This window comes from Bradyrhizobium genosp. SA-4 str. CB756 (genome assembly GCF_000473125.1).
In the GTDB taxonomy this organism is placed as follows: Bacteria; Pseudomonadota; Alphaproteobacteria; order Rhizobiales; family Xanthobacteraceae; genus Bradyrhizobium; species Bradyrhizobium arachidis.
In genome coordinates this window covers 7,538,522-7,564,353 of sequence record NZ_KI421499.1, presented here as the reverse complement: position 1 = coordinate 7,564,353, position 25,832 = coordinate 7,538,522, and the positions used below count along the sequence as shown (strand labels likewise).

Genomic DNA, 25,832 nt, shown 5'->3' with positions numbered 1-25,832 from the left:
AGGATGATGCAGAGGAGTTGATGCGATGATGCTAAGGCGGGCCGGAGAATTTTAACGAAAAGTGGCGGCGAATGGAGAAACCGGCGGTAGCGAGGTGCTCCGCCGTCCACCCCAAACTCCCCTGTCGTCCCTGCGAACGCAGGGACCCATAACCCCAGGGAGAGGTTTGGCGAAGATTCGTCGTTCGGTACTCCTGCCTCCTGCGACCGAGAGATCACGCGGTATGGGTCCCTGCGTTCGCAGGGACGACACCGGTGATGTTGCACGCCACTGCCTCCATCATCGTCGCCATCACCCCCCTCACGCCACGTGCTCCTCCACCGGCGCGTCCGCATGCGGCGGCACCGGCATCGGCACGGTGACATATTCTTTCGGCAGGTTCACCGGCCGGTAGTCCGGCTCCACCGCCATCCGCTTCAGCACGCTCTCATGCACATGCGCGCCTTCGGGAATGACGCGCGGCTCGCAATCGGGGATGTAGAAGCCGAGCACCACCGTCCTGTCAGGCCATTCCTTGTACTTCGCGCTCTTCGGCAGATATTCCAGCACGCGCCAGGCCGTCGTCATCGAATTGTGCAGCGCGCCCGCCTTGCCGGTGTAGGCCGGCGCGACATATTTGAACGGCGAGTTCTTGCGCTGCACGCCCCAGGCGAGCTGGTTCACGGTGCGCGGGTTGAAGTTCAGCCCGGCCTTCGCCGCTTCCTCGATCATCCAGATCAGCGGATATTTGGACTCCGCGCTCTCGGCTTCCGGATAGCCGCCGCCGACGTCGCAATGCACGCCGGCGAACCACACCTGCAAGATGTCCTGCGGCTCCTTCTTCTCGTCGGGCACATAGCGGTTGCGCCAGTATTCCTGCGGCTCCTCGTACTGCTTGAGGCGGAACATGCAGCGCCGCTCGTCGATCGCGATCGCCTGCCGGAAGATTTTTACGCTCGGATTGCGCAGCGTGAAGGCGAGCTCCTCCAGGCTGAACACGAAGAAGAAATTGTCGCGCCGCGGCACAATCACGCTCGCCACCGTGTCCCAGACGCCGATGAAGTGGATGGTCGGCCAGCGCGTCGAAGTGATGCGCGCGAACTGGGCGGCGAGGTCGAACGTGTCCTTCGGCAGCGGCCCCTGGTCGTCGACCGCGACGTCCTGGAGGTCGGAGATGGAGTTGCCGCGCCCGGTGCCGGAATATTGCTTGTAGGCGACGAGCCCCGAGCCTGCGAGGTTCGCCTGCTCCGGCGAGATCAGGCCGATCTTGTGGATCAGCCCCGCCAGCACGCGAACCGTGTAGGCACCGCGTGAAAAACCGAACAGATAGATGCGGTCGCCCGGCGCGTAGTGCTCGATCAAAAAGCAATAGGCCGACAGCACGTTGTCATCGAGCCCGTAGCCGGTGGCGAGCCCCAGCACCAGATTGATGTTGGCCTTCCAGCGGTGCCACGTCGTCGGCTCCGTCACCGTGCCGACCCCGGGATCGTAAAACACCATCTGCCGCGGCTGCGTCTTGTCGGTCTTGCGCAGGCAGCGATAGAGCTTCAGGACATTGGAGATGTTCTCCGAGATCTCGTTGCCGGTCCCGTCACAGCAGATGACGAGGTTTTTCGGCTCGGTGTTGTGTGCGTGCTCCACAGGTCTGCCCCTCCGGGAAATGCTACCCCGACGAGTATAGCGGAACTGCGCGACGGAGAGGAGACGGTGGTGCTCTTACCCTCCCAGGAGGGCAGGGGCTATCGCATGTGGCTTGCATGATGCGGCGGCATCATAATCCCCAAGAGGAAAGAGCCCTCACCCGCCGCGCTCTGCGGCAACTAGGGTACGGGCGTGGAAAGCAGCTGCCGTCCTGGCCTGGTGCGCGATTGCGCAGGGGAGGCAGGACCCATAACCACCGAAATGAGTTGTTGTGGATATTTGTGCCACGGCGTGCGCGGCCAGGAGCTGGCCGGGGTGATGGACGACGTCGAGGTGGGTTTGTGCGCTTCGCGCGATCATCGCGTTGCCGGGCAACCAGCGAAAGGATTCCCCCATGACCCTCACCAGCGGCCGCTACATCGGCCTCGAATACGACCGGATGATCGTGCTGTTCTCCATGCAGGACGGCCCGCAGGAGATCGGTTGCGCGATCTCGACCTCGGCGATGGACGATCTCGAACGCGGCCCGAAGGTCGCCCCCGAGCAGCGCGAAGCCCAGTTCAGCCGCCTGCGCGACCGCATCGAAGCCTGCGCCGCCAGCAAATACCGCGCCTGCGAGTTCGAAGGCACCCCGCCGGGCATCGTGCTGCGGAGCATCGATTTTCGGAGCTAGGGGAGGGGGCTATCGCGGCTGCGTCGCATCATCTGTTGACATTAACCACTCGTTAACCATGCCGGCGCCTAATGGGGACGACTGGGGGTCACCATGTCGGCCCATGTGACGCGACCGCAATTGATGCCTGTTTCGGCCGATCGAGCCCTTGGCTCGCTCAACCGGCTGGCGGTTCGCGCCACGGCTGTCCTACGGAGCAAAGCAATGTTCGGGAAGGACGATCTAGTGGACAATCTCAGCCGCGATCTCGATCGCGCACGCGCAAGACGCGATGCACTCGCATCCGAAGCCACCACCCTGACGGCCCAGATCGCCGAGATCGAAGCCCGCCTTTCGGAGGAGAAGAACAGGCGGGAGCGTGATCGCGTCCTGGCCGAAATCGAAGCGATAAAAACGCGAATCATGCAAGCCGCCGGCGCGTTTGCCCCGGTCGTCGATGGTCTCTCCAAGGCGATCGCGCAGGCTTCGGCCGTCGTGCCCGAGGCGCGCGAGCTCAAGAGTTTCCTGGTGTCGGTGGCGACCGAAATCGACACCGTGCTCGATCCCCTGTTGCGTGAACTGGACCAGCGCGCGGACGCCGTGCGAACGGGACACGCCGTGCTGGACCTCCCGAGCTCGGCCAGCGAAGCGCCCATCGAGCCGCCAAAAGAGGCGGGCGATCGCCTGCTTCGCTTTCCGGCATGGCTGTCTCGCGACAAGGAGACGGAAAAACGGGAAGCAGCGGAGAGCCCGCGCAGCACCGCAGCGTGAACGTAGCGGGTGGCTTCCTCGTGGCGCATCCTTCGAGACGCCCGCCTATGGCGGGCCCTCAGGATGAGGTCGCGTCTTGCGGCGTGATATCAGACCCTCATGGTGAGGAGCCCGCCGAAGCGGGAGAGTTGTTGTTTTGCTCCGTCATTCCGGGGCGCGCCTCTTGGCGCGAGCTACGGTGCGCAATTGCGCACCTGAGAATCCATACTCACGATGGTGGTTATGGATCCTCAGATGCGCAATTGCGCATCATAGCTCGCGACTTCGTCGCGCCCCGGGATGACGACCTGTCGTTGACCCACCGCTCAGTTGGCGGCGCGGCGCAGGAAGGCCGGGATATCGAGAACGCTTTCGTCGGCCATGTTGCGCGGGGATGATCGGCCGTAGAGATCGAGTGTCTGCAGAGCCGCCTGGCGCGCATGGTCCTGATTCGGCCTTGCCGGTGGCCCCACGGGGTGATGCGGCTGCGGGCGGAGCGGCGGGCTTTCCACTTGCGGCAGCGCTGCACCGCGCTCGATGCGATCGGCGATGCGGCGGCTGTCGTTGCGCAACCGGCCGGCGAGCTGCGTGAGCGCGGTTTCCACCGCCGGCGCCTGGAGCGCCGGGTCGACATTGTCGATCCCGGTCGCCACCACCGAGACGCGGACGATGCCTTCGAGGCTTTCATCGAACGAGGCGCCGACGATGATGTTGGCGTCCGGATCGGCCTCGTCGCGAATGCGGGTGGCGGCTTCGTCGACCTCGTACAGCATGAGATCCTTGCCGCCGGTGATGGAGATGATGAGGCCACTGGCGCGCTTGATCGAGGGGTTCTCGATCAACGGATTGGAAATCGCCGCCACGGCGGCCGCGAGCACGCGTTTCTCGCCGGACGCCTCGCCCCGTCCCATCATGGCCTTGCCCTTCTCCCGCATCACGGAGAGAACATCGGCAAAATCGAGATTGATCAGGCCTTCCTTGACGATGAGGTCGCTGATGCAGGCCACGCCCGAATAGAGCACCTGGTCGGCAAGGGCAAAGGCATCGGCGAACGTGGTCTTCGCGCTGGCGACGCGGAACAGATTCTGGTTCGGGATGATCAGGAGGGTGTCGACCGTCTTCAGCAGCTCCTCGATGCCGGCTTCGGCAAAGCGCATGCGGCGCTGGCCCTCGAAGTAGAACGGCTTGGTGACGACGCCGATGGTGAGGATGCCGAGCTCGCGCGCGGTCCTGGCGACGATCGGTGCAGCCCCGGTGCCGGTGCCGCCGCCCATGCCGGCCGTCACGAACACCATGTGTGCGCCGGTCAGATGCTCGCGGATCGTATCGATGACCTCCTCGGCCGCTGCGCGCCCGAGTTCGGGCTGCGAACCGGCGCCGAGGCCTGCGGTGACGTTGGTGCCGAGCTGGATCAGGCGCGTCGCCTTCGACATGGCAAGCGCCTGCGCGTCGGTGTTGGCGACGACGAACTCGACCCCTTCCAGCCCGGCCGTGATCATGTTGTTGACGGCGTTGCCGCCGGCGCCGCCGACGCCGAACACGACGATGCGGGCCTTCATCTCGCGAATGTCGGTGATGTCAGTCATTCTGTCCTCGCGGTTGCTCCGGCGGCCGGGAATGGGGAAAGGTTCAAGTGCTACCTGCGAGCCGCGCGGTCTGCTTGCACGATCGAAGCGGCCAGTCGTCCCAATCGAAGCGCGCCCTGTCCCGCGACCCCGCCGCCAGGGCGGCGACCGGTCCGTAACTCCGCCACTTCGTCTTCCAGTCGTGCCGCCCACGCATTGGCTGCCGCCGTCTCGGCCGCCGCCTGCATCAGCTCGGCGGCCAGCCGATCGGCGCGCTCGCGCTCGCGCTCGAACACGGCCCTGTAGGCGGTTGCGACCTCTTCGAGCCGCGCGACCTCCGCCTTGAGTGCCTCGATCTCCATAGCGTTTTCGAGCGAAGTGGCTACCGGTTCGCGCAGGGAAAGCGCGTCAGAATAAGAATCTGGAGCCCCGTTCGGACTCGGTCCGAACGGAAATGGCTCTAACGCCTCCATCCTTGCCGCGGCGGCATCGGTGTGGCTTGCCTCGCGGGCACGTCGCGGGCGGGGCGTGTAGCGAAGCTCGCATAAATCAACGGTGATCAGGGCCTTGCCGTCATCCGACCGCGAGCGCGGCCACCGGCGACGTCTCGCCAGCGAACGCGCGGCCTCGCGCGAGATCTTGAGGCGGGCACTGAGATCGGCATACGTCAACAACGCAACGCACATCGGCGCTTCTCCTGGAGCAAACCGGGAAGGCATTTCGAGCTAATGATGGCTGGACGATTACCGCAGGCTAGGCTGCGTTGGTTAACGGACGGTTAACGGGCGCGAGGTGGCGTTTACGGGGGCCCGTCACCGAGCCGACCCCGGGATCGCAAAGCACCATTTGCCGCGGCTGCGTCTTGTTGGTCTCGCGCAGGCACCGATCGAGCTTCAGGACGTTGGAGATGTTCTCCGAGATCTCGTTGCCGGTTACGCATTCCCAAGTTCGTCCAATCGGCATGCGGCTCGATATATTAAGCTTCGCCGGTTGCTGCTTCGATTATCTGGGCCCTGAGCGCGATCAAGGCTTGCTAGGAGCAAGGGCTTTAAATCGCGAGCGCGCCTGTAGCCGGTAGGAAGTCCCTGGAGTGCAGTTGCGAAGAGAGCGTCGCTCTCGATGTCTGTTGGTGCACGGACATTCCCTGAGAGAAGCCCTGATAGAATTCGTGCAGGTTTGCCAGTGGGCTCTTTGTGGGCGGTTGATTTACGAAGAAGTCTTTGCACGAGAGCGTCGCGATTGGCTGGATAGGTTGCGACCTGCTTTCGAAGGTCGTCTATGATTTCGCCAACTGGTTGCTTCGTTTGCTTGACGTAGTACCAGGCTGGTAGCCATTTTCGCTGCGAATGAGCTTGAAAATGCACATACTGTGTTGGGTCGGAAACCTTCTCGTCTCTCAGAAAATTTCTTATGACCGCGTCGGCCGTGACGTTATCTCTAATTATGTTTGCTCGCTTGCGTTCTGTTGCATCTAGCGGCTCTACGTCTCCGATTAGTCGTAGAGCTGGTGCGCCCTTGAGTTCCGAAAATTCACCTTCGCGGATGAACTGAATATTCGATAGGAGGGACTTGTCGATTACAAGGTTGCCGCTTTTCCCGCTCACCTCTCCGGTGTCTAAATTCAGCGTTGCATCGGTTCCGGCGGCAATGCGCGCCATTTGATGGCTGAACGCTGCCACGGCTCTTTGCTCTCGATCTGAGATGATTTTGCGCAGCTCGCCCGGTTTGATCGCGCGTGTTTCTCCAACGTATCGATAATACACGGTGCCTTCTCGGACTTCCGTCCCGATATTCTTCAGAGCGATAACGGGGGCTCCATCGTGCCTTTCCACATGCATAATGCCGATGGTTTTGCCTGAAAGCAGAAGTGTCGCTGTGGTTGTTCGCGGAACTGGATCCAGCGAGCCTGCGAGTGAGCGATTTATCTCTGCAGGATCGGTTTTGGCAAATGTATCGTCGGGAAGACCCTCAACGAGTAGAGTTTTGTCGGTGACGCCAAAGAAGAGATAGCCTCCTTGGTTGTTTGCTAACCCTGCGATCGATCGGATGACATCCGCGAAGCGTGTCTCGGGCGACACTCGAAAGCTGCGCTTGCATTCCGTGAAATCCGTTTCGCCGGGGACCAATGCCCAGCCGGCAGACGTTTCGTGAAACATGCGCATAAGGCGTGAGCGGTCGAGCGGCGAGGTCAGGGCGTGACCAGAGCCTGATCGAGAGCTATTCCAGGTCTGGAGGAACTGGTCGAGTTCTTCTTGGGGCGCTTCCTCGACATTGGCGCCATACTTCTTCTGCTTGATTTGAGTGATGCGGCCAGGACTAATTAGTCGATTGGGAAGATTGAAATAGAAGTGGATGGCGTCATTTTTGAATCCTCTTAGGAGCATTGCTTTTGCGAGTGCGATTTCACGATCGCTCAAGGTTCGAGGACGAGCCGCCATATCTGCCTAGCGTTCCAACTCAGGGACAACTTTAGCGCGACACTAGAGTATGGCGTTTCGCTTTGGAAAGGGATGTGCCGCATTTACAGATGAAGCGGCTACCGTTGCGCATTGGAAAGAAGAAACAAAAACGGCCGGATCTTTCGATCCGGCCGCAACGCAAAACTCGACTGGCTAAGCCTACGCCACGCGACGCAACTCAGCCCCCTCCTTAAATGGAAATCTTAGCTGGCCTTCTTCGCCGGCGCGGTGTCGCCGACCTTCTTCTGGATGGCGCGCTTCAACTCCAGGGCGCGCGGCGACAGGACGTCGGCGTTGGCCTTGAGCAGGAAGGCATCGAGGCCGCCATTGTGGTCGACGCTCTTCACCGCGTTGGTGGAGACGCGCAGGCGCACGTTGCGCTCCAGGGCTTCCGAGATGAACGTCACGTTGACGAGGTTCGGCAGGAAGCGGCGCTTGGTCTTGATGTTGGAGTGGCTGACCTTGTGGCCGACGAGGGGGCCCTTGGCCGTCAGTTCGCAGCGGCGAGACATGGCATAGTTCCTTGGTTCGAGCCCCCAATGAGTTGCGGCCGCCATTCGGGGCGCCACAGGGGCAAATTCTCTGTCCTTGCAGGGAGCGGGCGGACGTATAGGGGGGAAGGGGCGGGACGTCAAGGTTTTGGGCGGGGTTTTGGGGCCGCGCTCTGCCCCACCACGGTGTCATCGCCCGGCTTGACCGGGCGATCCAGTATTCCACCGGCCGCGCGGCTGGAACCGAGAAGCTGCGGCGTATTGGATGCCCCGCCTTCGCGGGGCATGACGACGGAATGGGTGGTGAGAGGGTGCGCGCCCCTGATGCGCCCCGATCACCAAAACGGCAATGATTGAAACCCCTTACCATCACATAAAGGGCGCAATCGGGCTTGAAAAGTCCGGTCAGGTTCCAGGCTGGATGCCCGGACACATTGCCCGCCGCGGTTTTTGGCTTAAGTAACAACCGTCGCGCCCCGATTGGATCGTTTCGTGCCCAGACCTCCCCGACTTGCGTCCCGGCCGCGCTCGGCTCGCCGGCTGGCCTTCTCGACCCTTTGCGGGCTCGCGCTCGCGTGGGGCGCCGAGCCGGTGGCGGCGCAGGGCAAGCTCGAGGCGCAATATGAGGCGACCCTGGCGGGCATTCCCGTCGGCAAAGGCGCCTGGAACATCGATATCGGCGACGACGTGTTCGCGGCCGCAGCCTCCGGCGGCACCACGGGGCTCTTGAAGTCGTTCGCGGGCGGGTCCGGCACCGGTGCCTCGCAGGGGCGCGTCGTCAACGGCGCGCTGGTCGCGACCGGCTACCAGGCCTCCACCACCACCTCGAAGAAGACCGAAGAGATCCACATCACCCTCGACAAGGGCAATGTGAAGGAGTTCGGCATCGTGCCGGAGCCGCCGGTCGATCCTGATCGCATCGTCGTCACCGACGCGCATCGCCGCGGCGTCTGGGATCCGATGACGGCCTCGCTGCTCCGCGTGCCCGGCACCGGCGATCCCGTGACGCCCGATGCCTGCCACAACGCCGCGCCCGTCTTCGACGGCCGCATGCGCTACGACCTCAAGCTCGATTTCAAGCGGATGGAGACGGTGAAGGCCGAGAAGGGCTATCGCGGCCCGGTCGTGGTCTGCGCGCTCTATTTCGTCCCCGTGGCCGGCTACATCCCCGACCGCCCGGTGATCAAATACCTCGCCGCCCAGCGCAACATCGAGATCGCGTTTGCCCCCGTCGCCGGCACGCGCATCCTGGTCCCGTTCTGGCTGAAGGTCCCGACGCCGCTCGGCCCGGCGATGCTGGAAGCCACCAGCTTCATCACCTCGCCCCAGCCCCCGCGCGTCGCGAAGACGCAGTAGGTCTTTAGCCGCGCACTCACCTCTCAGACCGTCACCCTGAGGTGGCCGCTTCTTCAGCGGCCCTCGAAGGGCGACAGCCCGGCTGTTCCCGCGCGAATAGCCCGGCATGCCGCCCGATCCGGGCCGTCCATCCTTCGAGGCTCCCGACGCGATGCTGCGCACCGCGCCACTCGCACCTCAGGATGACGGATCGGCAGGATTTTTCACGCTCTATCAACGCCTTACCCGCCGTTACCCCGCCCTTCCGGCGGCGGGCCGGTTCTACTGTGCATGGGGTTGTTTTCGCGAAATGGGTTTGGGCGCCTGGAACAGGAATCCATTTGACTCCTTCCCAATTCTGATTCGACTCAGGCTCGTCCCCAACTTAAGCATTTCCGTCCTCAAATCGTCGCTTGTGCGGCACCCCAAAACTCCATCTAGTGCACACGCAAAACGAGTCCCGCGACATGTTGCGTGAACGTAACAGGACTCAATGGGGAGTCAGCGATTCGGCCGCGATTCGTTCTAGAGTCGTTCCGAAGCTTAAGAGAACGGGAAAAGCGTCGCAAAGTGAGACAGTTGCGCGAGGTTTGGGGAGCGCGCTCCCACGCGATCGGTGGTGCGTCCCGTCATCCTGAGGTGGCCGCTTCTTCAGCGGCCCTCGAAGGACGACGGGCCCGGCTGGTGCCACTCGGCTGGCATCCGGGCCGTTCATCCTTTGAGGCTTCCCGCACGGCGCGATGCGCCGCACGGCTCGCACCTCAGGATGACGGGATTGGGCACGAGCCCCCAACACGCCTCATCCAGCACTGACATTCGCCCAAATCGCCATTACCTAATCCCCCAGACATGCCCTTCTCTTCCTCCCCCTTCGCTTCCGAGCGCGCACCCGGCGCGGGCGTCACTGCGGTGCTCGGGCCGACCAACACCGGCAAGACCCATCTCACCATCGAGCGGATGCTGGCGCATCCCTCCGGCATGATCGGCCTGCCGCTGCGCCTGCTTGCGCGCGAGGTCTACAACAAGATCGCCGACCGCGCGGGCATCGAGAGCGTCGCGCTGGTCACGGGCGAGGAGAAGATCAAGCCGAAGAACCCGCGCTATTGGGTCTCCACCGTCGAGGCGATGCCGCGCGATATCGATGTCTCCTTCCTCGCCGTCGACGAGGTCCAGATCGCCTCCGATCTCGAACGCGGCCACGTCTTCACCGACCGCATCCTCAACCGCCGCGGCCGCGACGAGACGCTGCTGCTGGGCGCAGCGACCATGCGCCCGATCATCGAGCGGCTGTTGCCGGGCGTCTCCATGATCACGCGGCCGCGCCTGTCCAGCCTCGAATTCGCCGGCGACCGCAAGATCACGCGCCAGCCGCGCCGCACCGCCATCGTCGCCTTCTCGGCGGATGAGGTCTACGCCATCGCCGAGCTGATCCGCCGCCAGCATGGCGGCGCTGCCGTTGTTCTGGGCTCGCTGTCGCCGCGCACGCGCAATGCGCAGGTGGCGATGTTCCAGAACGGCGATGTCGATTACCTCGTCGCCACCGACGCCGTCGGCATGGGTCTCAATCTCGACGTCGACCACGTCGCCTTCGCCTCCGACCGCAAGTTCGACGGCTACCAGTTCCGCCGCCTGACGCCGGCCGAATTCGCGCAGATCGCCGGCCGCGCCGGACGCGCCACGCGCAACGGTACTTTCGGTACGACAGGGCGCTGCGCGCCGTTCGAGCCCGAGCTCGTCAACGCGCTGCAGAATCACACCTTCGATGCCGTGAAGATGTTGCAATGGCGCAACTCGAAGCTGGATTTCTCCTCGCTCGGCGCGCTCCAGGTGTCGCTGAACTTGGCCCCCGGCCACGAGGTGCTGACGCGTGCGCCGATCGCCGAGGACATGCGCGTGCTCGACCACGCCGCCCGCGACGTCGAGGTGCGCGATATCGCGCATGGCAAGGCCGCCGTGGAGCGGCTCTGGGAGACCTGCCAGGTCCCGGATTACCGAAAGCTGTCGCCGGCCGCCCATGCGGAGCTCGTGACCACGCTCTACGGCTTCCTGATGCAGAAGGGCTGCATCCCCGATTCCTGGTTCGCGGCCCAGGTCGACCAGGCCGACCGCATCGACGGCGACATCGACACGCTGTCGGCCCGGATCGCGCAGATCCGCACCTGGACCTTCGTCGCCAACCGCCCGGACTGGCTGAAAGACCCCGAACGCTGGCAGGGGATCGCGCGGGAGGTCGAAAATAAATTATCGGATGCGCTCCATGAACGCTTGACTGAGCGTTTCGTTGATCGTCGGACCAGTGTATTGATGCGCCGCCTGCGGGAGAACACGAGCTTGAATACTGAAATCGGCAAGACCGGCGAAGTCATCGTCGAAGGCCATGTCATCGGCCGCCTCGATGGCTTCACCTTTGCACCGGATGCGGCGGAGGCCGGCTCCGATGCGAAAGCCTTGCAGGCTGCAGCGCAAGCGGTGCTCGCCGGCGAGATCAATGCGCGCGCCGAAAAACTGGGCAACGCGCCGGACGACCAGTTCGTGCTGACCTCGGAGGGCATGATCCGCTGGACCGGCGATGCCGTGGCGCGGCTGTCTGCCGCAGACGACGCGCTGCATCCGCGCATCCGGATCATCTCCGACGAGCGCCTCACCGGCGGCCCCCGCGAGAAGGTGCAGGCGCGCCTCGAGCTCTGGCTCAAAACGCATATCGAAAAGCTGCTCGGGCCGATGTTCGAGCTGTCGAAGGCCGAGGACGTCACCGGCATTGCCCGCGGCATCGCCTATCAGCTGGTCGAGGCGCTCGGCGTTTTGGAGCGTCCGAAGATCGCGAACGAGCTGAAGGATCTCGACCAGCCCTCGCGCGCGACCTTGCGCAAATACGGCGTGCGCTTCGGCGCCTATCACATCTATTTCCCCGGCCTCCTGAAGCCCGCCGCGCGTGCGCTCGCTGCGCTATTGTGGGCGCTGAAGCAGGACAATGTCGATCTGTCCTCGCTCTCGGGCGCGCAGCATCTGGCATCATCCGGCCGCACCTCGTTCCCGGTCGACAAGCAGCTACCGCGCGATGCCTATCGCGTGCTCGGCTACAAGCAGGCCGGCGAGCGCGCCGTGCGCGTCGACATCCTGGAGCGTCTTGCCGATCTGATCCGCCCGGCGCTGGCCTGGCGCGAGAACTCGCCCGGCGAAAAGCCCGCCGGCGCATTCGATGGCCGTAGCTTCGTGGTGACGCAGGCGATGACCTCGCTCACCGGCTCGGCCGGTGAGGATTTCGCCTCGGTGCTGCGCGCGCTCGGCTATCGCATGGAGAAGCGTCCGCCGCTGCCGGTGAAGCCGGCAGCGCCTGCCGCCGAGACAGTTGCGGCCGAGACGCCGCCCACTGAAGGCAGCGCGGAGACCTCGACCGAGACCGCCGCTGAAGCCGTCGCCGGTCTGCCGGCCGAGGCCGCCGCTTCTGATACGCCAGTTGCTGAACCCGTCACCGTCGAAGACGCGCCCGGCATGGAGCAGCACGACGAGCCCGCGCACGAGGAGCCGGCGCTGGAAGCCTCGCCCGAGGCTCCCGTCACGCCCGAGGACGCTCCAGGCATCGCTCCGCCGGCGGAAGAAACCGCTGCGCCCACGGAGGCTGCCGGTCTTGAAGCCGCTCCTGCCGAGACCGCTGCAACGGAAGCCGCCGCATCGGCGGATGCCGCTGCGCCCGTCGAGGCTGTTGCTACGCCCGCCGAGCCCGAGCTGGTCGAGGTCTGGCGTCCCGGCGGCCGTCACGAGGATCGCAAGCCGCGCCACGAGCGCCATCGCCACCAGCGCCATCACAACCAGCCGCGTCCGCAGGCCGGTGCTGAAGCGGGCGCCGCGCCCGGTGCAGCGAGCGCCGCGCCCGGCGAAGCTGCTGAAGGCGCGAAGCCGGGCCATCGTCACGGCGGCGGTCATCGCAGGGATGGCAGGGATTTCCGCAAGGGTCGCGAAGAGGGTGGTGGCGAGCGCCGCGAGCAGCGCAGCGACAACAACCGCCGCTTCGAGGGCAAGGATCGCGATCGTGACCGCGATCGCAACAAGGGCAAGCCGGGCGAGCGCGAGCACCGTGGCGGTCGCGACCGCGACAAGGGCCGCGATCGTCGCGACCGCGAGTCCGGTCCCTCGCTCCGTCCCTACGCCTCGAGCGCCAACCCGCGCGAGCGCGATCGTCCCATCGATCCGAACTCGCCGTTCGCCAAGCTCGCCGCGCTGAAGGAACAGCTGTCCGGTCGGAAGGAGTGATCCCACGACCGAGCGGCAGCGCATCGACAAATGGCTGTGGCACGCGCGGGTGGTGAAGGCGCGCACCTCCGCGGCCGAGCTCGTCGAGTCCGGCCACGTCCGCGTCAACGGCGCCCGCGAGACATCGCCGGGCCATGCGATCAAGCTCGGTGATGTCCTTACCATCGCGCTCGATCGCACGGTGCGTGTGTTGAAAGTTACCGCCTTCAACGAACGCCGCGGCGATGCTGCCTCGGCCCGTGTGCTCTACGAGGAGCTGAGCGAAGGCAATCCAGGTTCTCGGGGCAATTAATTGCGCTTCGAATTCATTTCTTGGTCGATCAACCACATAAAGCCGTCATGATCGGGGCTTCCCGACCTTGCGGCGCCGGGCCATCCGCGCTACGCAAGCCGCGACTTTTAAGAGAGCTTTTCGGAGCGTTGGATGACTTACGTCGTCACTGAAAACTGCATCAAGTGCAAGTACACCGACTGCGTCGAGGTCTGCCCGGTCGATTGTTTCTACGAGGGTGACAACATGCTCGTCATCCATCCGGACGAGTGCATCGATTGCGGCGTGTGCGAGCCGGAATGCCCCGCCGACGCCATCAAGCCGGATACGGAACCGGGCCTGGAAAAGTGGCTCCAGGTCAACGCCGACTACGCCAAGAGCTGGCCGAACATCACCCAGAAGAAAGAATCACCCGCCGACGCCAAGGAATTCGACGGGATGGACGGCAAGTTCGAGAAATATTTTTCTCCGAACCCCGGTTCCGGAGACTGAATCGGGTCCAAACTTAACCCTAATACCTTCGTCGGCGCCGAAAACCAGTCACAAAAGCCCCTAAATCATTGATTTTTGCGGGAAATGTGCTATATTGGGCACATTGAGCCGAACCCCGTCAGCCCCGTTGGCCCCTCTGGGTTCCCGTGAAACCAAAATGTCGAACAGGGGCGTGGCAGTTTCCGCGCGCAGGCTGTGTCACAGAAAACGCGTAAAAAGAGTACTTCAGCGAGGGCTTCCCATAAGGAGGCCAAAAAAGTCGCCGCGGCCAGCCGTAGCGCATCCAAGGGTCGGACCGCGACGAAGGCGCCGGCTGCAAAGTCCTCGAAGAACAAAAGAAGCGCAATGCCTAACAAGTCTGCCAAACCGGCCGCGAAAGCGACCGTTGCCAAGCCTGCTGCTGCCAAGCCCGCTGCTGTTAAGGCTCACGCTGCCAAGCCCGCCGCGCCGAAGGCCCCCGTTGCAGCTGCGCCTGCCAAGGCTCCCGTCGCTGCTGCCGCCAAGCCGGCCGTGAAGCCCGCTGCTGCGCCGAAGGTCGAGGAAAAGAAGGTCGTGACCCAGCGTCAGGGCTTCAAGGCCAACGAATTCGTGGTCTATCCCGCTCACGGCGTCGGCCAGATCCTGGCCATCGAGGAGCAGGAGATCGCCGGCGCGAAGCTCGAGCTGTTCGTCATCAACTTCATCAAGGACAAGATGACGCTCCGCGTTCCGACCGCCAAGGTCGCCAACGTCGGCATGCGCAAGCTGTCCGAGCCCGCGCTGGTCAAGAAGGCGCTGGAGACGCTCAAGGGTCGCGCCCGCGTCAAGCGCACCATGTGGTCGCGCCGCGCCCAGGAATACGAAGCGAAGATCAATTCGGGCGACATCGTCGCGATCGCGGAAGTCGTGCGCGACCTCTACCGCTCGGAGTCGCAGCCGGAGCAGTCCTACAGCGAACGCCAGCTCTATGAAGCGGCGCTCGATCGTCTGTCCCGCGAGATCGCGGTGGTGCAGCACTCGACCGAGACCGAAGCGGTCAAGGAGATCGAGGCCCAGCTCGCGAAGAGCCCGCGCCGCACCAACGCCAAGGCGGAAGCTGCCGACGGCGAAGGCGAGAGCGATGCCGAGGGCGATGCCGACGATACGGATGGCGACGACACCACCGTCGCCGACGAGGCCGCGTAAGCCCACGTCGATCGCAAGAGATCAAAAGCCCGGCCGCTCGGCCGGGCTTTTTGTTTGAGAACGCGGTGGCGATCAGCTTTCGTGTGACCGTGGTCAGGCCGGGAAACGGTCGCCGAACATCGGCAGGCCGCTGCGCGATTGCGCCTGCGTTGCTTCGTCCTGGATGACGTCCCAATGCTCCGCGAGCATGCCATCCTCCAGCCGCACGATATCGGCAACGACCCATGCGGCCGGCGCGCCAATCCCGCTGAAGCGTCCATGGAGAATGACGAAATCGCCGCTCGCTGCCGCGACGTGGTTCTCGTAGCGCAACGTGGCGGGCAGACCCTTGACGAGGTCAAACAGCCCGTCGCGGCCCGGCGGGATATGAGCGCTGTGCTGGATATATTGCGCGGACCAGAGGCGCTCGGCCGCGGCGTAGTCGCGCTTGTTGAAGAGCGTGTCGAATGCGTCGAGGACGAATTTGACGCGGTGATCCTGGCCGGCCCCGCTCATGACTGTGCTCCTCCGTTACTTCCTGATCAGCGGAATCTGCAAATTGGTCGGCCGGTTCTGCTCGGTATCGAAGCCGCGGCCGTCGATATTGCGGGCGCCCCAGAACAGCAGGCTGCCACGGAGATAGACGAGGTCGTACTCCATGAAGTTCGTGCCTTGCTGGAGACCGAAGGGCGCGAATGTCTTGCCGAAGATGCTTTGGGGTGTATCGACCGTCCACGGCGCGTATCCGGCTGAGGCGACCTTGTTGAGGAGATCGGCAAACCCTATCGCCAGCGGCGTGACCTCGTAGGCTTCGTCGGCGACGAAGTCGACCTTTTGCGCACCGGGGGCGATCGGATGTGCGCCCCGCCACAGCATGTGCCCGCCGATCCTGATGCGGGCCAGCGGCACCGCCCCGAACGGATCGGCCGAGTTGACAATCTCGAGCTCGAACCGGTCGGACGGCTGATATTTGAAGGTGCGCTTGAGATAGAACGGCTTGAGTGAGCCGTCAGAATTCTTGGCCGCGCTCGGCCGCACTTCCGGTGCGATGCTCTCCCACTCGCCGAGCATCGCCTGCTTCAACCCTGCCACATCCGTTTCCATGCCGTTTGCCTTCGATTGATCGTTGGGGGATTGCGCGGCGGCTTCGCCAGCTCCCGCCAGCGCGAGGATCAGCAGCGCCGTTTGAATGCCTTTGAACATGCGGAGCTCGCTCCCGTACGGTGCCTGAGGCGCGTCCTGCCTGCGAGGCAGACCTCGCTGACGGTGGCTATACGGTCGGCTGGCTGTGCTGAAAAAGACTTTGTAAGCTGGGCCCATGCCCGATGAGCATGGGAGATCGCGATGGAGCTTCGGCATCTCCGATACTTCGTTGCCGTGGCCGACGCAGGCAGCCTGACTGTTGCGGCCGAGCAGAAGCTGCACACGTCACAGCCGTCGCTCAGCCGTCAGATCCGTGACCTCGAGCAGGAGGTCGGCGTTCCCTTGATGAGCCGCAGTGCCCAGGGCATCGCGCTGACGGCGGCGGGCAGGGCCTTTCTCGATCACGCCAGAATGGCGCTGCTGCAGGCGGACGCCGCAAAGGAAGCCGCGCTCCATGCCGCGCAACCGCCGAAGCCGGCTTTCTCGCTTGGCTTTCTGTCGGGCGCCGAGATCGACCTGCTGCCGGAGGTGGATCGCGTCTTGCGCGATGCATTTCCCGGCATCGACATCCGCCTGTCGAGCGACTACTCGCCTTCACTCGCCAGGGCACTGATGCGGCGAAAGCTCGATGCCGCCTTCATCCGGCCCGAAGAGAACATGGGGGATCTGGCCTGCCGGCGCGTGCGCACCGATCCGCTGGTCTTCGTCTTTCCCAGCGATCACCGGCTAGCTTCACAATCCGCAGTGGCGCCTGAGGAGATCAAGGGCGAGACCTTCTACCTGCCTTCCAAATCCGCGCCCGCGGTGCGCCGCATCGTGCTCGACTATCTTGGCCGGGCCGGTATCGACCTCAAGCCCGACCGCGAAGTGCACAACGTCGTCCACGCGATCTCGATGATTGCATCGACTCGCGGCGTCATGATGCTGCCGGCCTATACCAGGCGATATCTGCCCGAGACCATCACGACCCGGCCGGTGCGGGGAGAGGCGCCCACGCTCGACCTCGTTGTCGCCTATCACAAGGCGAACAAGTCTCCGATCCTGAAGCTGCTTCTCTCCAAGGTTGGCTCGCTCGCGGGGGCGGCGGGTTCGTGAAGCCGCAGGGACCCGCGACATATTCGGCGTCGTCCCGGGGCGCGCGAAGCGCGAGCCCGGGACGACGGCTCATTTCACCGGCCGCTTCTCGAGCTTTCTCGCCAATGTGCGCCGATGCATCCCCAATCGCCTGGCCGCTTCCGAGATATTGAAGTCCGTTTCGATCAGCGTCTGGTGGATGCGCTCCCATTCCAGCGTCTTGATCGAGGTCGGCCTCGTGTCGAGCGCGACTTCGGCGTTGCCTTCGGCCCTGTTGAAGGCGGCCTCGATGTCGTCGGTGTTGGACGGCTTGGCGAGATAGTGGCAGGCGCCGAGCTTGATCGCTTCGACGGCGGTAGAGATGCTGGCAAAGCCTGTCAGCACCACGATCAGCATCTCCGGATCGTGGGTGTGCAGTAGCTCGACGCAGGCGAGTCCGGAGGCACCGCCGAGCTTGAGGTCGACCACGGCATGGCCGAAGGAGCGCTCCTCCAGCACCTTGCGCACCTCTTCGATCGAGGCCGCCAGCACGACCTCGTAGCCGCGGCGCTCGAACGAGCGCTTCAGCGTGCGCGCGAAGCCGGCATCGTCCTCGACGACAATGAGCGAGCGGTCAGGTGTCAAACTTGTCTCCGATCGCGAGCGTTGCGAGCGGCAGCGTCAGGCGGACGGTGGCGCCGCGCTTCCTGTGGTTCTCGGCGGTCACGCTGCCGCCAAGCTTGCGCACGACGTTGACCACCAGGAACAGGCCGAGCCCGCCGCCGGCGCGGCCCTTGCTCGACTGATAGGGTTTTCCGAGCTGCGCCAGCATCTCCGGCGCGAAGCCCGGGCCGCGGTCGCTTATCGCCAGCACGAGATTGTCGCCCTCGCGCTCGGCCACGAGCTCGACCCAGTCGCGCGAGACCTCATAGGCGTTGTCGAGCACGTTGAAGATGACCTGTTTCAGCGCGATGTCGGAGACGATCGCGACATCCTCGCCGAAGGTGTTGACGAAATAGAGGGTGCGCGCCGAGCGCGCGTCGCGCCATTCTTCGACCAGCGCGGTGACGAACGCCGTTACCGTGGTCGGCGAGGAGCCTTCGCCGCGCGCTTCGCCGGCCGATACGAGGATGCCCGTGACGATGGTCTTGCAGCGCTGCAGCGAGGTTTCCATTTCCGAGAGATCCTCGGCGAGCTCCTGATCGGCGGCGAGATCCGGCATGCGGCGCCAGTCACTGAGGATGACCGAGAGCGAGGCCAGCGGCGTACCAAGCTCATGCGCGGCGCCGGAGGCGAGCAGCCCCATGCGCACGATGTGGTCCTGCTCGGCGGCATGCTGGCGCAGCGCCGCCAGATGCGCATCGCGTTGGCGCAGATTCCTGTTGATGCGGGTGACGAATACGACCAGCAGCACCGCATTGAGCACGAAGCCCAGCAGCATGCCGGCGACCGTGAGCGTATAGGTCTCGCTCAGCGGGTTCGGCGGCAGGTCGAGCGGGCGATAGGCGATCGTCAGCCAGACGAAGCTGGCGCAGGTCAGCGCGACCAGCGACCAGGTCGAGCGGGCATCGAGCAGCACCGCACCGAGCGTCACCTGAAGCAGGAACAGCGAGGTGAAGGGATTGGTGGCCCCGCCGCTGAGGTAAAGCTGCGCGGTGAGCGCTGCGACGTCGAGCATCAAGGCGACAAGCAGCTCGTTGCTGGAGATCGCGGCGCGATGGCGCACCCAGATCAGGCTGGAGACATTGAGCAGCACCAGCGCGCCGATCACCGCGCCCATCCGCTCCAGGGGCAGGGGAATGCCGAGCCAGAAATGCACGCCGCCGATGGTCACGATCTGGCCGACCACCGCGGTCCAGCGCAGCTGGATCAGCAGCGCCATGTTCTTGCGGTTGGTCTCGTCGTCGGTCGGCGCAGCGCCGATCAACTCGCCGCGCGCGTCCGCCTGCGATTGCAGCGTGACGGCGCTACCCGCAAGCGTCTGCGTTCTTCCGTCGTCAGGCCTGTTCGACGATCGTTTCAGCATCTGATCCCGTCCTGCGGGCGGCGGCATCGGGCCCGCCTTCCGGTTCGTGGACGAAGCGCGTGCGGCGGAACAGCCCGCCGCCGAATGTGACGAAAAGCTTGCCGGCCAGCATGAAAGCCAGGGAAAACCACGTCAGCGCGTAGATCAGGTGGTTATTGGGAAAGCGGATCACGGTCAATCCGCCGATCGGCCCGCCGGCGGTTTGTGATCCGGCGTCAGCATCGACGAAGAACGGCGCGGCGTGGGTGAGGCTGCGTGCCGCCGCAATCGCGGCGACATCGCGCGAATACCAGCGGTTGTGCTGGGGCACATTGTTCCGGAGGAATCCGCCTTTCGGCTCGGTCATGCGCAACAGGCCGGTGATCTCGACCTTGCCGTCGGGATTGCCGCTCTGGCGCGTCGATGCGTCGCGCCGCTCGGACGGCACGAAACCGCGGTTGATCAGGACCTGCGTGCCGTTATCGCGCTGAAGCGGCGTCAGCACCCAATAGCCGGGACCCTCCTCGGTGACGGCCTGAACCAGCGTCTCGCGATCGTGCAGGAAGCGACCGGCGAGGCGGACGTGCCTGTATTCGTCGTTCGCGGCGGTGACCGCAGGCCATGACGCTGGCGCGGGAATCGGCTCGGCCGGGGCATGGACGCGCTGCTCGACGCGGTCGATCAGCGCCAGCTTCCAGGCGCGGCGCTCGACCTGCCAGATGCCGAGCGCGATCAGAAGGACAATGGCGGTGAGCGAGAGGACCGTGAGCCACAAAGAGGGGCGCGCAGTCTTGCCGCGCGTCCCCTCTGCCTTGCCCGTCACGGTCCCGGTGTCGCTCACTTCATTCCCGTCATCTGGTGGATCGGCATCATGTTGCTGTTGAGGTGGTTCATCACCCACAGCGACCCGGACAGCGCGATCACCACCATGACGATGGTGAAGATCAGCGCCATCATGCTCCAGCCGTTCTCCGACGTCGTGTTCATGTGCAGGAAGTAGATCATGTGCACGACGATCTGCACGACCGCGAACGCCATGATGACCAGTGCGGTGATCTGCTTGCTCGGCAGTGCCCCGCTCATCACCAGCCAGAACGGGATCGCGGTCAGCACGACCGAGAGCACGAAGCCGAGCATATAAGTCGAGAACGTGCCGTGGGCGTGGCTATCGCCGTGGTGATGGTCGTGCGCGCCGGCTGCGTGGGTATCGGTGTTCATCGCAGGACTCCCAGGAGATAGACGAAGGTGAAGACGCCGATCCAGACCACGTCGAGGAAGTGCCAGAACATCGACAGGCACATCAGGCGGCGGCGGTTGGCCTCGATCAGGCCGAACTTCCAGACCTGCACCATCAGCGTCACCAGCCAGATCAGGCCGCAGGAGACGTGCAGGCCGTGGGTGCCGACCAGGGTGAAGAAGGCGGACAGGAAGGCGCTGCGCTGAGGGGTAGCGCCTTCGTGGATCATGTGGGCGAACTCGGTGAGCTCGATGCCGATGAAGGCGAGACCGAACAGGCCGGTGATCGCCAGCCACATCTGGGTCTGGGCGACCTTGTTCTGCTGCATCGTCAGCATGGCAAAGCCGTAGGTGATCGACGACAGCAACAGCATCGAGGTGTTCACCGCGACCAGGTTGAGGTCGAACAGGTCTTTCGGCGCGGGGCCGGCGGCGTAGTTGCCGCCGAGCACGCCGAAGGTGGCGAACAGGATCGCGAAGATGAGGCAGTCGCTCATCAGGTAGATCCAGAAGCCGAGCGAGGTGCTGTAGCCTTCCGGATGCGGGTGTTCGTCGGCGAGGTAGAACATCGGCTCGCCGGTTTGGGTGGGATTGACAGCGATCGTCATTTACTTGGCTCCGGCGAGCAGTTTGGTGCGCGCGTCTTCGGTCCGGATGACGTCTTCAGCCGGAATGTCGAAGTCGCGGTGATAGTTGAAGGTGTGGCCGATGCCGACGGCGAGCATCGCGATGAAGCTCACGGCCGCCAGCCACCAGATGTACCAGATCAGGCCGAAGCCCATTGCGGTGGCGAGGCCGGCGAGGATGATGCCGGTGCCGGTGCTGCTCGGCATGTGGATCGGCTTGAACCCGGTGAGCGGACGCTGGTAGCCGCGCTTCTTCATGTCCCACCACGCGTCATTGTCGTGAACGACGGGGGTGAAGGCGAAGTTGTAGTCCGGCGGCGGCGAGGAGGTCGCCCATTCCAGCGTACGCGCGTCCCAGGGATCGCCGGTGACGTCCTTGAGCTGCTCGCGCTTGAGGAAGGAGACCGCGAACTGCATCAGCATGCACATGATGCCGAGGAAGACGAGGCCGGCGCCGATCGCGGCGACGACGAACCAGATCTGCAGGGACGGATCGTCGAACACGCGCAGGCGGCGGGTCACGCCCATCAGGCCGAGCACATAGAGCGGCATGAAGGCGAGATAGAAGCCGGTGACCCAGAACCAGAACGACAGCTTGCCCCAGAACGGATCGAGCTTGAAGCCGAACGCTTTCGGGAACCAGTAGTTGATGCCGGCGAACGCGCCGAACACCACGCCGCCGATGATCACGTTGTGGAAATGCGCGATCAGGAACAGGCTGTTGTGCAGCACGAAGTCGGCCGGCGGCACCGCGAGCAGCACGCCGGTCATGCCGCCGAGCACGAAGGTCAGCATGAAGGCGATCGTCCACAGCATCGGCAGCTCGTAGCGGATGCGGCCGCGATACATCGTGAACAGCCAGTTGAACATCTTCGCGCCCGTCGGGATCGAGATGATCATCGTGGTGATGCCGAAGAACGAGTTGACGCTGGCGCCTGAGCCCATCGTGAAGAAGTGGTGCAGCCAGACCAGGTACGACAGGATGGTGATGACGACCGTGGCGTAGACCATCGAGGTGTAGCCGAACAGGCGCTTGCCGGAGAAGGTCGAGGTCACCTCGGAGAAGATGCCGAAGGCGGGGAGAACCAGGATGTAGACCTCGGGATGACCCCAGATCCAGATCAGGTTCACGTACATCATGGCGCTGCCGCCGAAATCGTTCGTGAAGAAGTTGGTGCCGACGTAGCGGTCGAGCGAGAGCAACGCGAGCACGACGGTCAGGACGGGGAAGGAGGCGACGATCAGGACGTTGGTGCAGAGCGAGGTCCAGGTGAACACCGGCATCTTCATCATGGTCATGCCGGGGCAGCGCAGCTTGACGATGGTGCAGATCAGGTTGATGCCCGATAACGTCGTGCCGACGCCGGCGACCTGTAGCGCCCAGATGTAATAGTCGACGCCGACGTCAGGACTGTAGCCGATGTTGGACAGCGGCGGATAAGCCAGCCAGCCGGTACGGGCGAACTCGCCGATGAACAGCGATGCCATCACCAGCACCGCGCCGCCGACCGTCATCCAGAAGCTGAAATTGTTCAGGAACGGGAACGACACGTCACGCGCGCCGATCTGGAGCGGCACGACGTAGTTCATCAGGCCAGTGACCAGCGGCATCGCCACGAAGAAGATCATGATCACGCCGTGGGCGGTGAAGACCTGGTCGTAGTGATGGGCGGGGAGGAAGCCTTCGGAGCCGCCGAACGCGAGCGCCTGCTGCGCACGCATCATGAGGGCGTCGGCGAAGCCGCGCAGCAGCATCACGATGCCGAGGATCATGTACATGATGCCGATGCGCTTGTGGTCGACCGTGGTGAACCATTCGCGCCAGAGATAGCCCCAGAGGCGGAAATAGGTCACGCCGGCAAACAGCGTGATGCCGCCGAGCGCGACCACTGCGAAGGTGCCAACCAGGATCGGCTCGTGGAACGGCAGCGAATCGATGCCGAGTCGGCCGAAGATGAGCTTGAGAAGATCAGGAGACATGCTGGATCTCTTTAGGAGTCTGACTTCGGACGCTGTCCGAGGAAGAAGGACGAGGACTTCAGCGGCGCGAAGATCGGCCGCTTCAGGCCGGCGCCAAGCAGCGGCGCGGTGTCGAGGGGGGCCTTGATCGACGCGGTGCTCTGGCCCTGCGGCGCTTCCGGCGTGCAGGTGCCGGCGACGAAGGTCGGCTCGGGTCCGAACGGCGTGCCGCGGCGGGCGTACTTGTCGTAGGTGAGCGGCAGGGTGTTGTTCAGGCCCTCATGGCCGTTGCCGCCCTTGGCGTCGATCGCCATCATCTCGCTCTGGCACATCTTGCCGGTCTCGACGCACATGTTGAGGATCAGGCGATAGAGATCGGCATCGACGGTGCCGTAGCGGCGCACCGGCTCGTTCTCGCTGGGCTTCTCGAGCTGAAGATATTCAGCGCGGCCGAGCGAGCCGCCGGCCGATTTGGCCTGCGCGACCCAGGCATCGAAGCCCTTGTCGTCGAGGCCCTGGAAGTTGAAGTGCATGCCGGAGAATCCGGCGCCGCTGTAGTTCGCCGAAAAGCCCTTGTAGGTGCCGGCGTGGTTCACCACGGCGTGGAGCTTGGTCTCCATGCCCGGCATCGCGTAGATCTGGCCGGCGAGCGCGGGGATGTAGAACGAGTTCATCACCGAGGAGGCGGTGATGCGGAAGTTGATCGGACGATCGACCGGCGCGGCCAGATCGTTGACGGTGGCGATGCCATAGTCCGGATAGATGAAGAGCCACTTCCAATCGAGCGCGACGACGTCGACCTCGAGCGGAGCCTTGGACTGGTCGATGGCCTGCTCCGCCTTGATGCGGCCGAGCGTGCGATAGGGGTCGAGCAGATGCGTGCCCATCCAGGTCAGCGCGCCAAGGCAAACGATGATCAGAAGTGGCGCCGACCAGATCACCAGCTCGAGCTTGGTCGAGTGGTCCCATTCCGGCTCGTAGCGGGCCGAGGCGTTGGACTGGCGGTAGCGCCAGGCGAAAAGCACCGTCAGCGCCATCACGGGGACGACGATCAGGAGCATCAGGACGGTGGAGATGATGACGAGGTCGCGCTGCTGGGCAGCGATGTCGCCGGCTGGCGCCAGCACGACGTAGTTGCAGCCGCTGAGCGCGACTGCCAGGGGTAGTAGCGCCAGGATCTTGAGACGAGACACGGGCCGAGCCTTTGAGAATGAGTTTCCTTTGCGGGGCCAACGGGTAGCTGCGGCGCAACAATCCGGACATTGGACAATTTGTCCAATGTTGCAGTGCGGGATGTTGGGTCAGACAGGTCCAGATTGCCTGGCGTTCGCCGGGCGGTCGGCTTTGGTTTTCAGGACGTTAAGGGCGCACGAATGGCGACGGCACAGACCCCCGCAATGGCAGACCTCCACTCGGGCGAGCACGGCCACGACCAGGCCAGTCCCGGCGAGATCGCCATCGGCGTCATCATCGGCCGCACCTCGGAATTCTTCGACTTCTTCGTGTTCGCGATCGCCTCGGTGATCGTGTTCCCGCGCCTGGTCTTCCCGTTCACGAGCGAGCTGACCGGCACGCTCTATTCCTTCATGATCTTCGCGCTGGCCTTCATGGCCCGGCCGATCGGCACCGTGATTTTCATGACCGTCGATCGCAGCTACGGCAAAACCGCCAAGCTGGTCTCGGCGCTGTTCCTGCTCGGCACCGCCACCGTCGCGCTCGCGTTCCTGCCCGGCTATCACGACATCGGCGTCGCCGCGATCTGGCTGCTGGCACTGGCGCGCATCGCGCAGGGTCTGGCCTGGGGCGGCGCCTGGGACGGCATGGCTTCGCTGCTGGCGCTGAACGCGCCGCCCTCCAAGCGCGGCTGGTACGCGATGGTGCCGCAGCTCGGCGCCCCGCTCGGGCTGATCGTGGCGAGCGCGCTGTTCGCCTATTTCGCGGGCAACCTGTCGGCCGACGATTTCTTCGACTGGGGCTGGCGCTATCCGTTCTTCGTCGCCTTCGCCATCAACGTCGTGGCGCTGTTCGCCCGCCTGCGCATGGTGACGACCGAGGAATACGCCTCGCTGTTCGAGACCCGCGAGCTCCAGCCCTCGCGAATCTCCGAGACGGTCGCGCGCGAAGGCCAGAACATCATGCTCGGCGCCTTCGCGCCGCTGGCGAGCTTCGCACTGTTCCACATGGTCACGGTGTTTCCGCTGTCCTGGGTGTTCCTGTTCACCCGCGAGAGCCCGGTGCGCTTCCTGATCATCGAGATCGTCGCCGCCGTGTTCGGCGTCGCCGCGATCGTGGCCTCGGGCGTGATCGCCGACCGCGTCGGACGCAAATCGCTGCTGATGGGATCGGCGATCGCGATCGCGATCTACAGCGGTTTTGCTCCGCAGCTGCTCGACGCCGGCGCGTTCGGCGAGACCATCTACATGGTGATCGGCTTCATCCTGCTCGGCCTGTCGTTCGGCCAATCCTCGGGCGCGATCGCCTCGAATTTCAGGCAGGCCTATCGCTACACCGCCTCGGCGCTGACCTCCGACATGGCCTGGCTGTTCGGCGCCGGCTTCGCGCCGCTGGTCGCGCTGCTGCTCGCCACCAATCTCGGCGTCATCGCCTCGGGTGCGTATCTGCTGTCAGGCGCGTTCTGGACCTTGCTTGCGCTCTGGCTCAGCGGCCAGCGCGAGGCCGGCGATATGGACGCGGGCTCCAGCTCGTAAGCTCGAGCCTGGTGGGGTGGGCAAAGGCGCGCAGCGCCGTGCCCACCACCTCTCAATGATTGCGCGCAAGAAT

The 25,832-nt window shown here is 64.3% G+C and carries 23 protein-coding genes and 1 pseudogene; 9 read left to right on the top strand and 15 right to left on the bottom strand.

Going from position 1 to position 25,832, the window contains the following annotated elements; translation table 11 throughout:
- Positions 1-300 precede the first annotated feature (300 nt).
- Positions 301-1,620 carry a DUF2235 domain-containing protein gene (locus BRAGE_RS50860; RefSeq protein ID WP_035730488.1) on the bottom strand — a complete coding sequence of 440 codons (1,320 nt, stop codon included), beginning with the start codon at positions 1,618-1,620 and terminating at the stop codon, positions 301-303.
- Positions 1,621-2,014: 394 nt separating this feature from the next.
- Here BRAGE_RS50860 and BRAGE_RS0136585 point away from each other — a divergent pair, with 394 nt between their 5' ends.
- Both BRAGE_RS0136585 and BRAGE_RS0136580 read left to right on the top strand, forming a co-directional pair.
- Positions 2,015-2,293 (top strand): DUF1488 domain-containing protein, encoded by a 279-nt coding sequence (locus BRAGE_RS0136585; protein ID WP_027565028.1) that lies wholly within the window; start codon positions 2,015-2,017, stop codon positions 2,291-2,293.
- Between the two features lie 204 nt (positions 2,294-2,497).
- Positions 2,498-3,043, top strand: coding sequence for a hypothetical protein (locus BRAGE_RS0136580; protein ID WP_231164183.1), 546 nt, complete (start codon positions 2,498-2,500; stop codon positions 3,041-3,043).
- 305 nt (positions 3,044-3,348) lie between these two features.
- Here BRAGE_RS0136580 and ftsZ read toward each other — a convergent pair whose 3' ends face one another.
- The 5 genes and pseudogenes from ftsZ to rpmB form a co-directional block, all read right to left on the bottom strand.
- Positions 3,349-4,608 (bottom strand): cell division protein FtsZ, encoded by a 1,260-nt coding sequence (gene ftsZ / locus BRAGE_RS0136575; protein WP_027565026.1) that lies wholly within the window; start codon positions 4,606-4,608, stop codon positions 3,349-3,351.
- 50 nt (positions 4,609-4,658) lie between these two features.
- Complete coding sequence (locus BRAGE_RS57345) at positions 4,659-4,949, bottom strand: hypothetical protein (protein WP_245161740.1); 291 nt, start codon at positions 4,947-4,949, stop codon at positions 4,659-4,661.
- 415 nt (positions 4,950-5,364) lie between these two features.
- Positions 5,365-5,550 (bottom strand): annotated as a pseudogene (locus BRAGE_RS58105) (hypothetical protein); the annotation flags it as partial.
- Positions 5,520-7,025, bottom strand: coding sequence for an AlbA family DNA-binding domain-containing protein (locus BRAGE_RS53800; RefSeq protein ID WP_084335137.1), 1,506 nt, complete (start codon positions 7,023-7,025; stop codon positions 5,520-5,522). The pseudogene BRAGE_RS58105 and the gene BRAGE_RS53800, both read right to left, overlap by 31 nt.
- 224 nt (positions 7,026-7,249) lie before the next feature.
- On the bottom strand, positions 7,250-7,558 hold the full coding sequence (gene rpmB, locus BRAGE_RS0136565; RefSeq protein ID WP_027565024.1) for a 50S ribosomal protein L28: 309 nt from the start codon (positions 7,556-7,558) through the stop codon (positions 7,250-7,252).
- A 471-nt stretch (positions 7,559-8,029) separates the two neighbouring features.
- On the opposite strand from rpmB, the gene BRAGE_RS0136560 reads away from it, so the two are divergent.
- The 5 genes from BRAGE_RS0136560 to BRAGE_RS0136540 all read left to right on the top strand — a co-directional run bounded on the left by BRAGE_RS0136560 (position 8,030) and on the right by BRAGE_RS0136540 (position 15,050).
- The gene (locus tag BRAGE_RS0136560) at positions 8,030-8,893 is read left to right on the top strand and encodes a DUF3108 domain-containing protein (protein WP_027565023.1); all 864 of its coding nucleotides are present in this window, start codon (positions 8,030-8,032) and stop codon (positions 8,891-8,893) included.
- 828 nt (positions 8,894-9,721) lie between these two features.
- Positions 9,722-13,123, top strand: a complete 3,402-nt coding sequence (locus tag BRAGE_RS0136555; RefSeq protein WP_027565022.1) for a helicase-related protein — start codon at positions 9,722-9,724, stop codon at positions 13,121-13,123.
- A 22-nt stretch (positions 13,124-13,145) separates the two neighbouring features.
- Positions 13,146-13,415: an RNA-binding S4 domain-containing protein gene (locus BRAGE_RS0136550; protein WP_084335135.1), complete on the top strand. Its 270-nt coding sequence runs from the start codon at positions 13,146-13,148 to the stop codon at positions 13,413-13,415.
- Between the two features lie 132 nt (positions 13,416-13,547).
- Positions 13,548-13,886: a ferredoxin FdxA gene (gene fdxA, locus BRAGE_RS0136545; protein WP_025033361.1), complete on the top strand. Its 339-nt coding sequence runs from the start codon at positions 13,548-13,550 to the stop codon at positions 13,884-13,886.
- 345 nt (positions 13,887-14,231) lie between these two features.
- Positions 14,232-15,050 (top strand): CarD family transcriptional regulator, encoded by an 819-nt coding sequence (locus BRAGE_RS0136540; protein WP_084335133.1) that lies wholly within the window; start codon positions 14,232-14,234, stop codon positions 15,048-15,050.
- Between the two features lie 93 nt (positions 15,051-15,143).
- Here BRAGE_RS0136540 and BRAGE_RS0136535 read toward each other — a convergent pair whose 3' ends face one another.
- Together BRAGE_RS0136535 and BRAGE_RS0136530 are read right to left on the bottom strand one after the other, a co-directional pair.
- Positions 15,144-15,545 carry a nuclear transport factor 2 family protein gene (locus BRAGE_RS0136535; protein ID WP_027565019.1) on the bottom strand — a complete coding sequence of 134 codons (402 nt, stop codon included), beginning with the start codon at positions 15,543-15,545 and terminating at the stop codon, positions 15,144-15,146.
- Positions 15,546-15,560: 15 nt separating this feature from the next.
- Positions 15,561-16,388 carry a hypothetical protein gene (locus BRAGE_RS0136530; protein ID WP_245161739.1) on the bottom strand — a complete coding sequence of 276 codons (828 nt, stop codon included), beginning with the start codon at positions 16,386-16,388 and terminating at the stop codon, positions 15,561-15,563.
- Here BRAGE_RS0136530 and BRAGE_RS0136525 point away from each other — a divergent pair.
- Positions 16,374-17,267: a LysR substrate-binding domain-containing protein gene (locus tag BRAGE_RS0136525; protein ID WP_027565017.1), complete on the top strand. Its 894-nt coding sequence runs from the start codon at positions 16,374-16,376 to the stop codon at positions 17,265-17,267. The genes BRAGE_RS0136530 and BRAGE_RS0136525 overlap by 15 nt on opposite strands.
- 69 nt (positions 17,268-17,336) lie before the next feature.
- On the opposite strand, the gene BRAGE_RS0136520 is transcribed toward BRAGE_RS0136525, so the two are convergent.
- The 7 genes from BRAGE_RS0136520 to cyoA are packed head-to-tail and all read right to left on the bottom strand — an operon-like array spanning position 17,337 to position 24,244.
- Positions 17,337-17,870, bottom strand: coding sequence for a response regulator transcription factor (locus tag BRAGE_RS0136520; RefSeq protein WP_027565016.1), 534 nt, complete (start codon positions 17,868-17,870; stop codon positions 17,337-17,339).
- Complete coding sequence (locus BRAGE_RS0136515; RefSeq protein WP_027565015.1) at positions 17,860-19,251, bottom strand: ATP-binding protein; 1,392 nt, start codon at positions 19,249-19,251, stop codon at positions 17,860-17,862. The genes BRAGE_RS0136520 and BRAGE_RS0136515 overlap by 11 nt, the downstream gene beginning before the upstream one ends.
- Positions 19,223-20,071, bottom strand: coding sequence for an SURF1 family protein (locus BRAGE_RS0136510; protein ID WP_027565040.1), 849 nt, complete (start codon positions 20,069-20,071; stop codon positions 19,223-19,225). The genes BRAGE_RS0136515 and BRAGE_RS0136510 overlap by 29 nt, the downstream gene beginning before the upstream one ends.
- Positions 20,068-20,448: a cytochrome o ubiquinol oxidase subunit IV gene (gene cyoD, locus BRAGE_RS0136505; protein WP_027565014.1), complete on the bottom strand. Its 381-nt coding sequence runs from the start codon at positions 20,446-20,448 to the stop codon at positions 20,068-20,070. The genes BRAGE_RS0136510 and cyoD overlap by 4 nt, the downstream gene beginning before the upstream one ends.
- A complete protein-coding gene (gene cyoC, locus BRAGE_RS0136500; RefSeq protein WP_027565013.1) occupies positions 20,445-21,074 on the bottom strand; it encodes a cytochrome o ubiquinol oxidase subunit III in 630 nt (209 codons plus the stop codon). The genes cyoD and cyoC overlap by 4 nt, the downstream gene beginning before the upstream one ends.
- Positions 21,075-23,072, bottom strand: coding sequence for a cytochrome o ubiquinol oxidase subunit I (cyoB, locus tag BRAGE_RS0136495; RefSeq protein WP_027565012.1), 1,998 nt, complete (start codon positions 23,070-23,072; stop codon positions 21,075-21,077). It lies immediately after the preceding gene.
- Positions 23,073-23,083: 11 nt separating this feature from the next.
- Positions 23,084-24,244 carry a ubiquinol oxidase subunit II gene (gene cyoA, locus BRAGE_RS0136490; RefSeq protein ID WP_027565011.1) on the bottom strand — a complete coding sequence of 387 codons (1,161 nt, stop codon included), beginning with the start codon at positions 24,242-24,244 and terminating at the stop codon, positions 23,084-23,086.
- A gap of 180 nt (positions 24,245-24,424) precedes the next feature.
- Here cyoA and BRAGE_RS0136485 point away from each other — a divergent pair, with 180 nt between their 5' ends.
- Positions 24,425-25,759: an MFS transporter gene (locus BRAGE_RS0136485; RefSeq protein WP_027565010.1), complete on the top strand. Its 1,335-nt coding sequence runs from the start codon at positions 24,425-24,427 to the stop codon at positions 25,757-25,759.
- Positions 25,760-25,832 lie beyond the last annotated feature (73 nt).

What these genes read in the sequence shown, in the direction of transcription:
- cyoB (WP_027565012.1), bottom strand. Translation starts at nt 23,072, where the DNA reads ATGTCTCCTGATCTTCTCAAGCTCATCTTCGGCCGACTCGGCATCGAT.
- BRAGE_RS0136525 (WP_027565017.1), top strand. Translation starts at nt 16,374, where the DNA reads ATGGAGCTTCGGCATCTCCGATACTTCGTTGCCGTGGCCGACGCAGGC.
- BRAGE_RS0136580 (WP_231164183.1), top strand. Translation starts at nt 2,498, where the DNA reads ATGTTCGGGAAGGACGATCTAGTGGACAATCTCAGCCGCGATCTCGAT.
- rpmB (WP_027565024.1), bottom strand. Translation starts at nt 7,558, where the DNA reads ATGTCTCGCCGCTGCGAACTGACGGCCAAGGGCCCCCTCGTCGGCCAC.
- cyoD (WP_027565014.1), bottom strand. Translation starts at nt 20,448, where the DNA reads ATGAACACCGATACCCACGCAGCCGGCGCGCACGACCATCACCACGGC.
- fdxA (WP_025033361.1), top strand. Translation starts at nt 13,548, where the DNA reads ATGACTTACGTCGTCACTGAAAACTGCATCAAGTGCAAGTACACCGAC.
- BRAGE_RS0136585 (WP_027565028.1), top strand. Translation starts at nt 2,015, where the DNA reads ATGACCCTCACCAGCGGCCGCTACATCGGCCTCGAATACGACCGGATG.
- BRAGE_RS0136540 (WP_084335133.1), top strand. Translation starts at nt 14,232, where the DNA reads ATGCCTAACAAGTCTGCCAAACCGGCCGCGAAAGCGACCGTTGCCAAG.
- cyoC (WP_027565013.1), bottom strand. Translation starts at nt 21,074, where the DNA reads ATGACGATCGCTGTCAATCCCACCCAAACCGGCGAGCCGATGTTCTAC.
- BRAGE_RS0136555 (WP_027565022.1), top strand. Translation starts at nt 9,722, where the DNA reads ATGCCCTTCTCTTCCTCCCCCTTCGCTTCCGAGCGCGCACCCGGCGCG.
- BRAGE_RS57345 (WP_245161740.1), bottom strand. Translation starts at nt 4,949, where the DNA reads ATGGAGATCGAGGCACTCAAGGCGGAGGTCGCGCGGCTCGAAGAGGTC.
- ftsZ (WP_027565026.1), bottom strand. Translation starts at nt 4,608, where the DNA reads ATGACTGACATCACCGACATTCGCGAGATGAAGGCCCGCATCGTCGTG.
- BRAGE_RS0136515 (WP_027565015.1), bottom strand. Translation starts at nt 19,251, where the DNA reads ATGCTGAAACGATCGTCGAACAGGCCTGACGACGGAAGAACGCAGACG.
- BRAGE_RS0136535 (WP_027565019.1), bottom strand. Translation starts at nt 15,545, where the DNA reads ATGAGCGGGGCCGGCCAGGATCACCGCGTCAAATTCGTCCTCGACGCA.
- BRAGE_RS0136485 (WP_027565010.1), top strand. Translation starts at nt 24,425, where the DNA reads ATGGCGACGGCACAGACCCCCGCAATGGCAGACCTCCACTCGGGCGAG.
- BRAGE_RS53800 (WP_084335137.1), bottom strand. Translation starts at nt 7,025, where the DNA reads ATGGCGGCTCGTCCTCGAACCTTGAGCGATCGTGAAATCGCACTCGCA.
- BRAGE_RS0136530 (WP_245161739.1), bottom strand. Translation starts at nt 16,388, where the DNA reads ATGCCGAAGCTCCATCGCGATCTCCCATGCTCATCGGGCATGGGCCCA.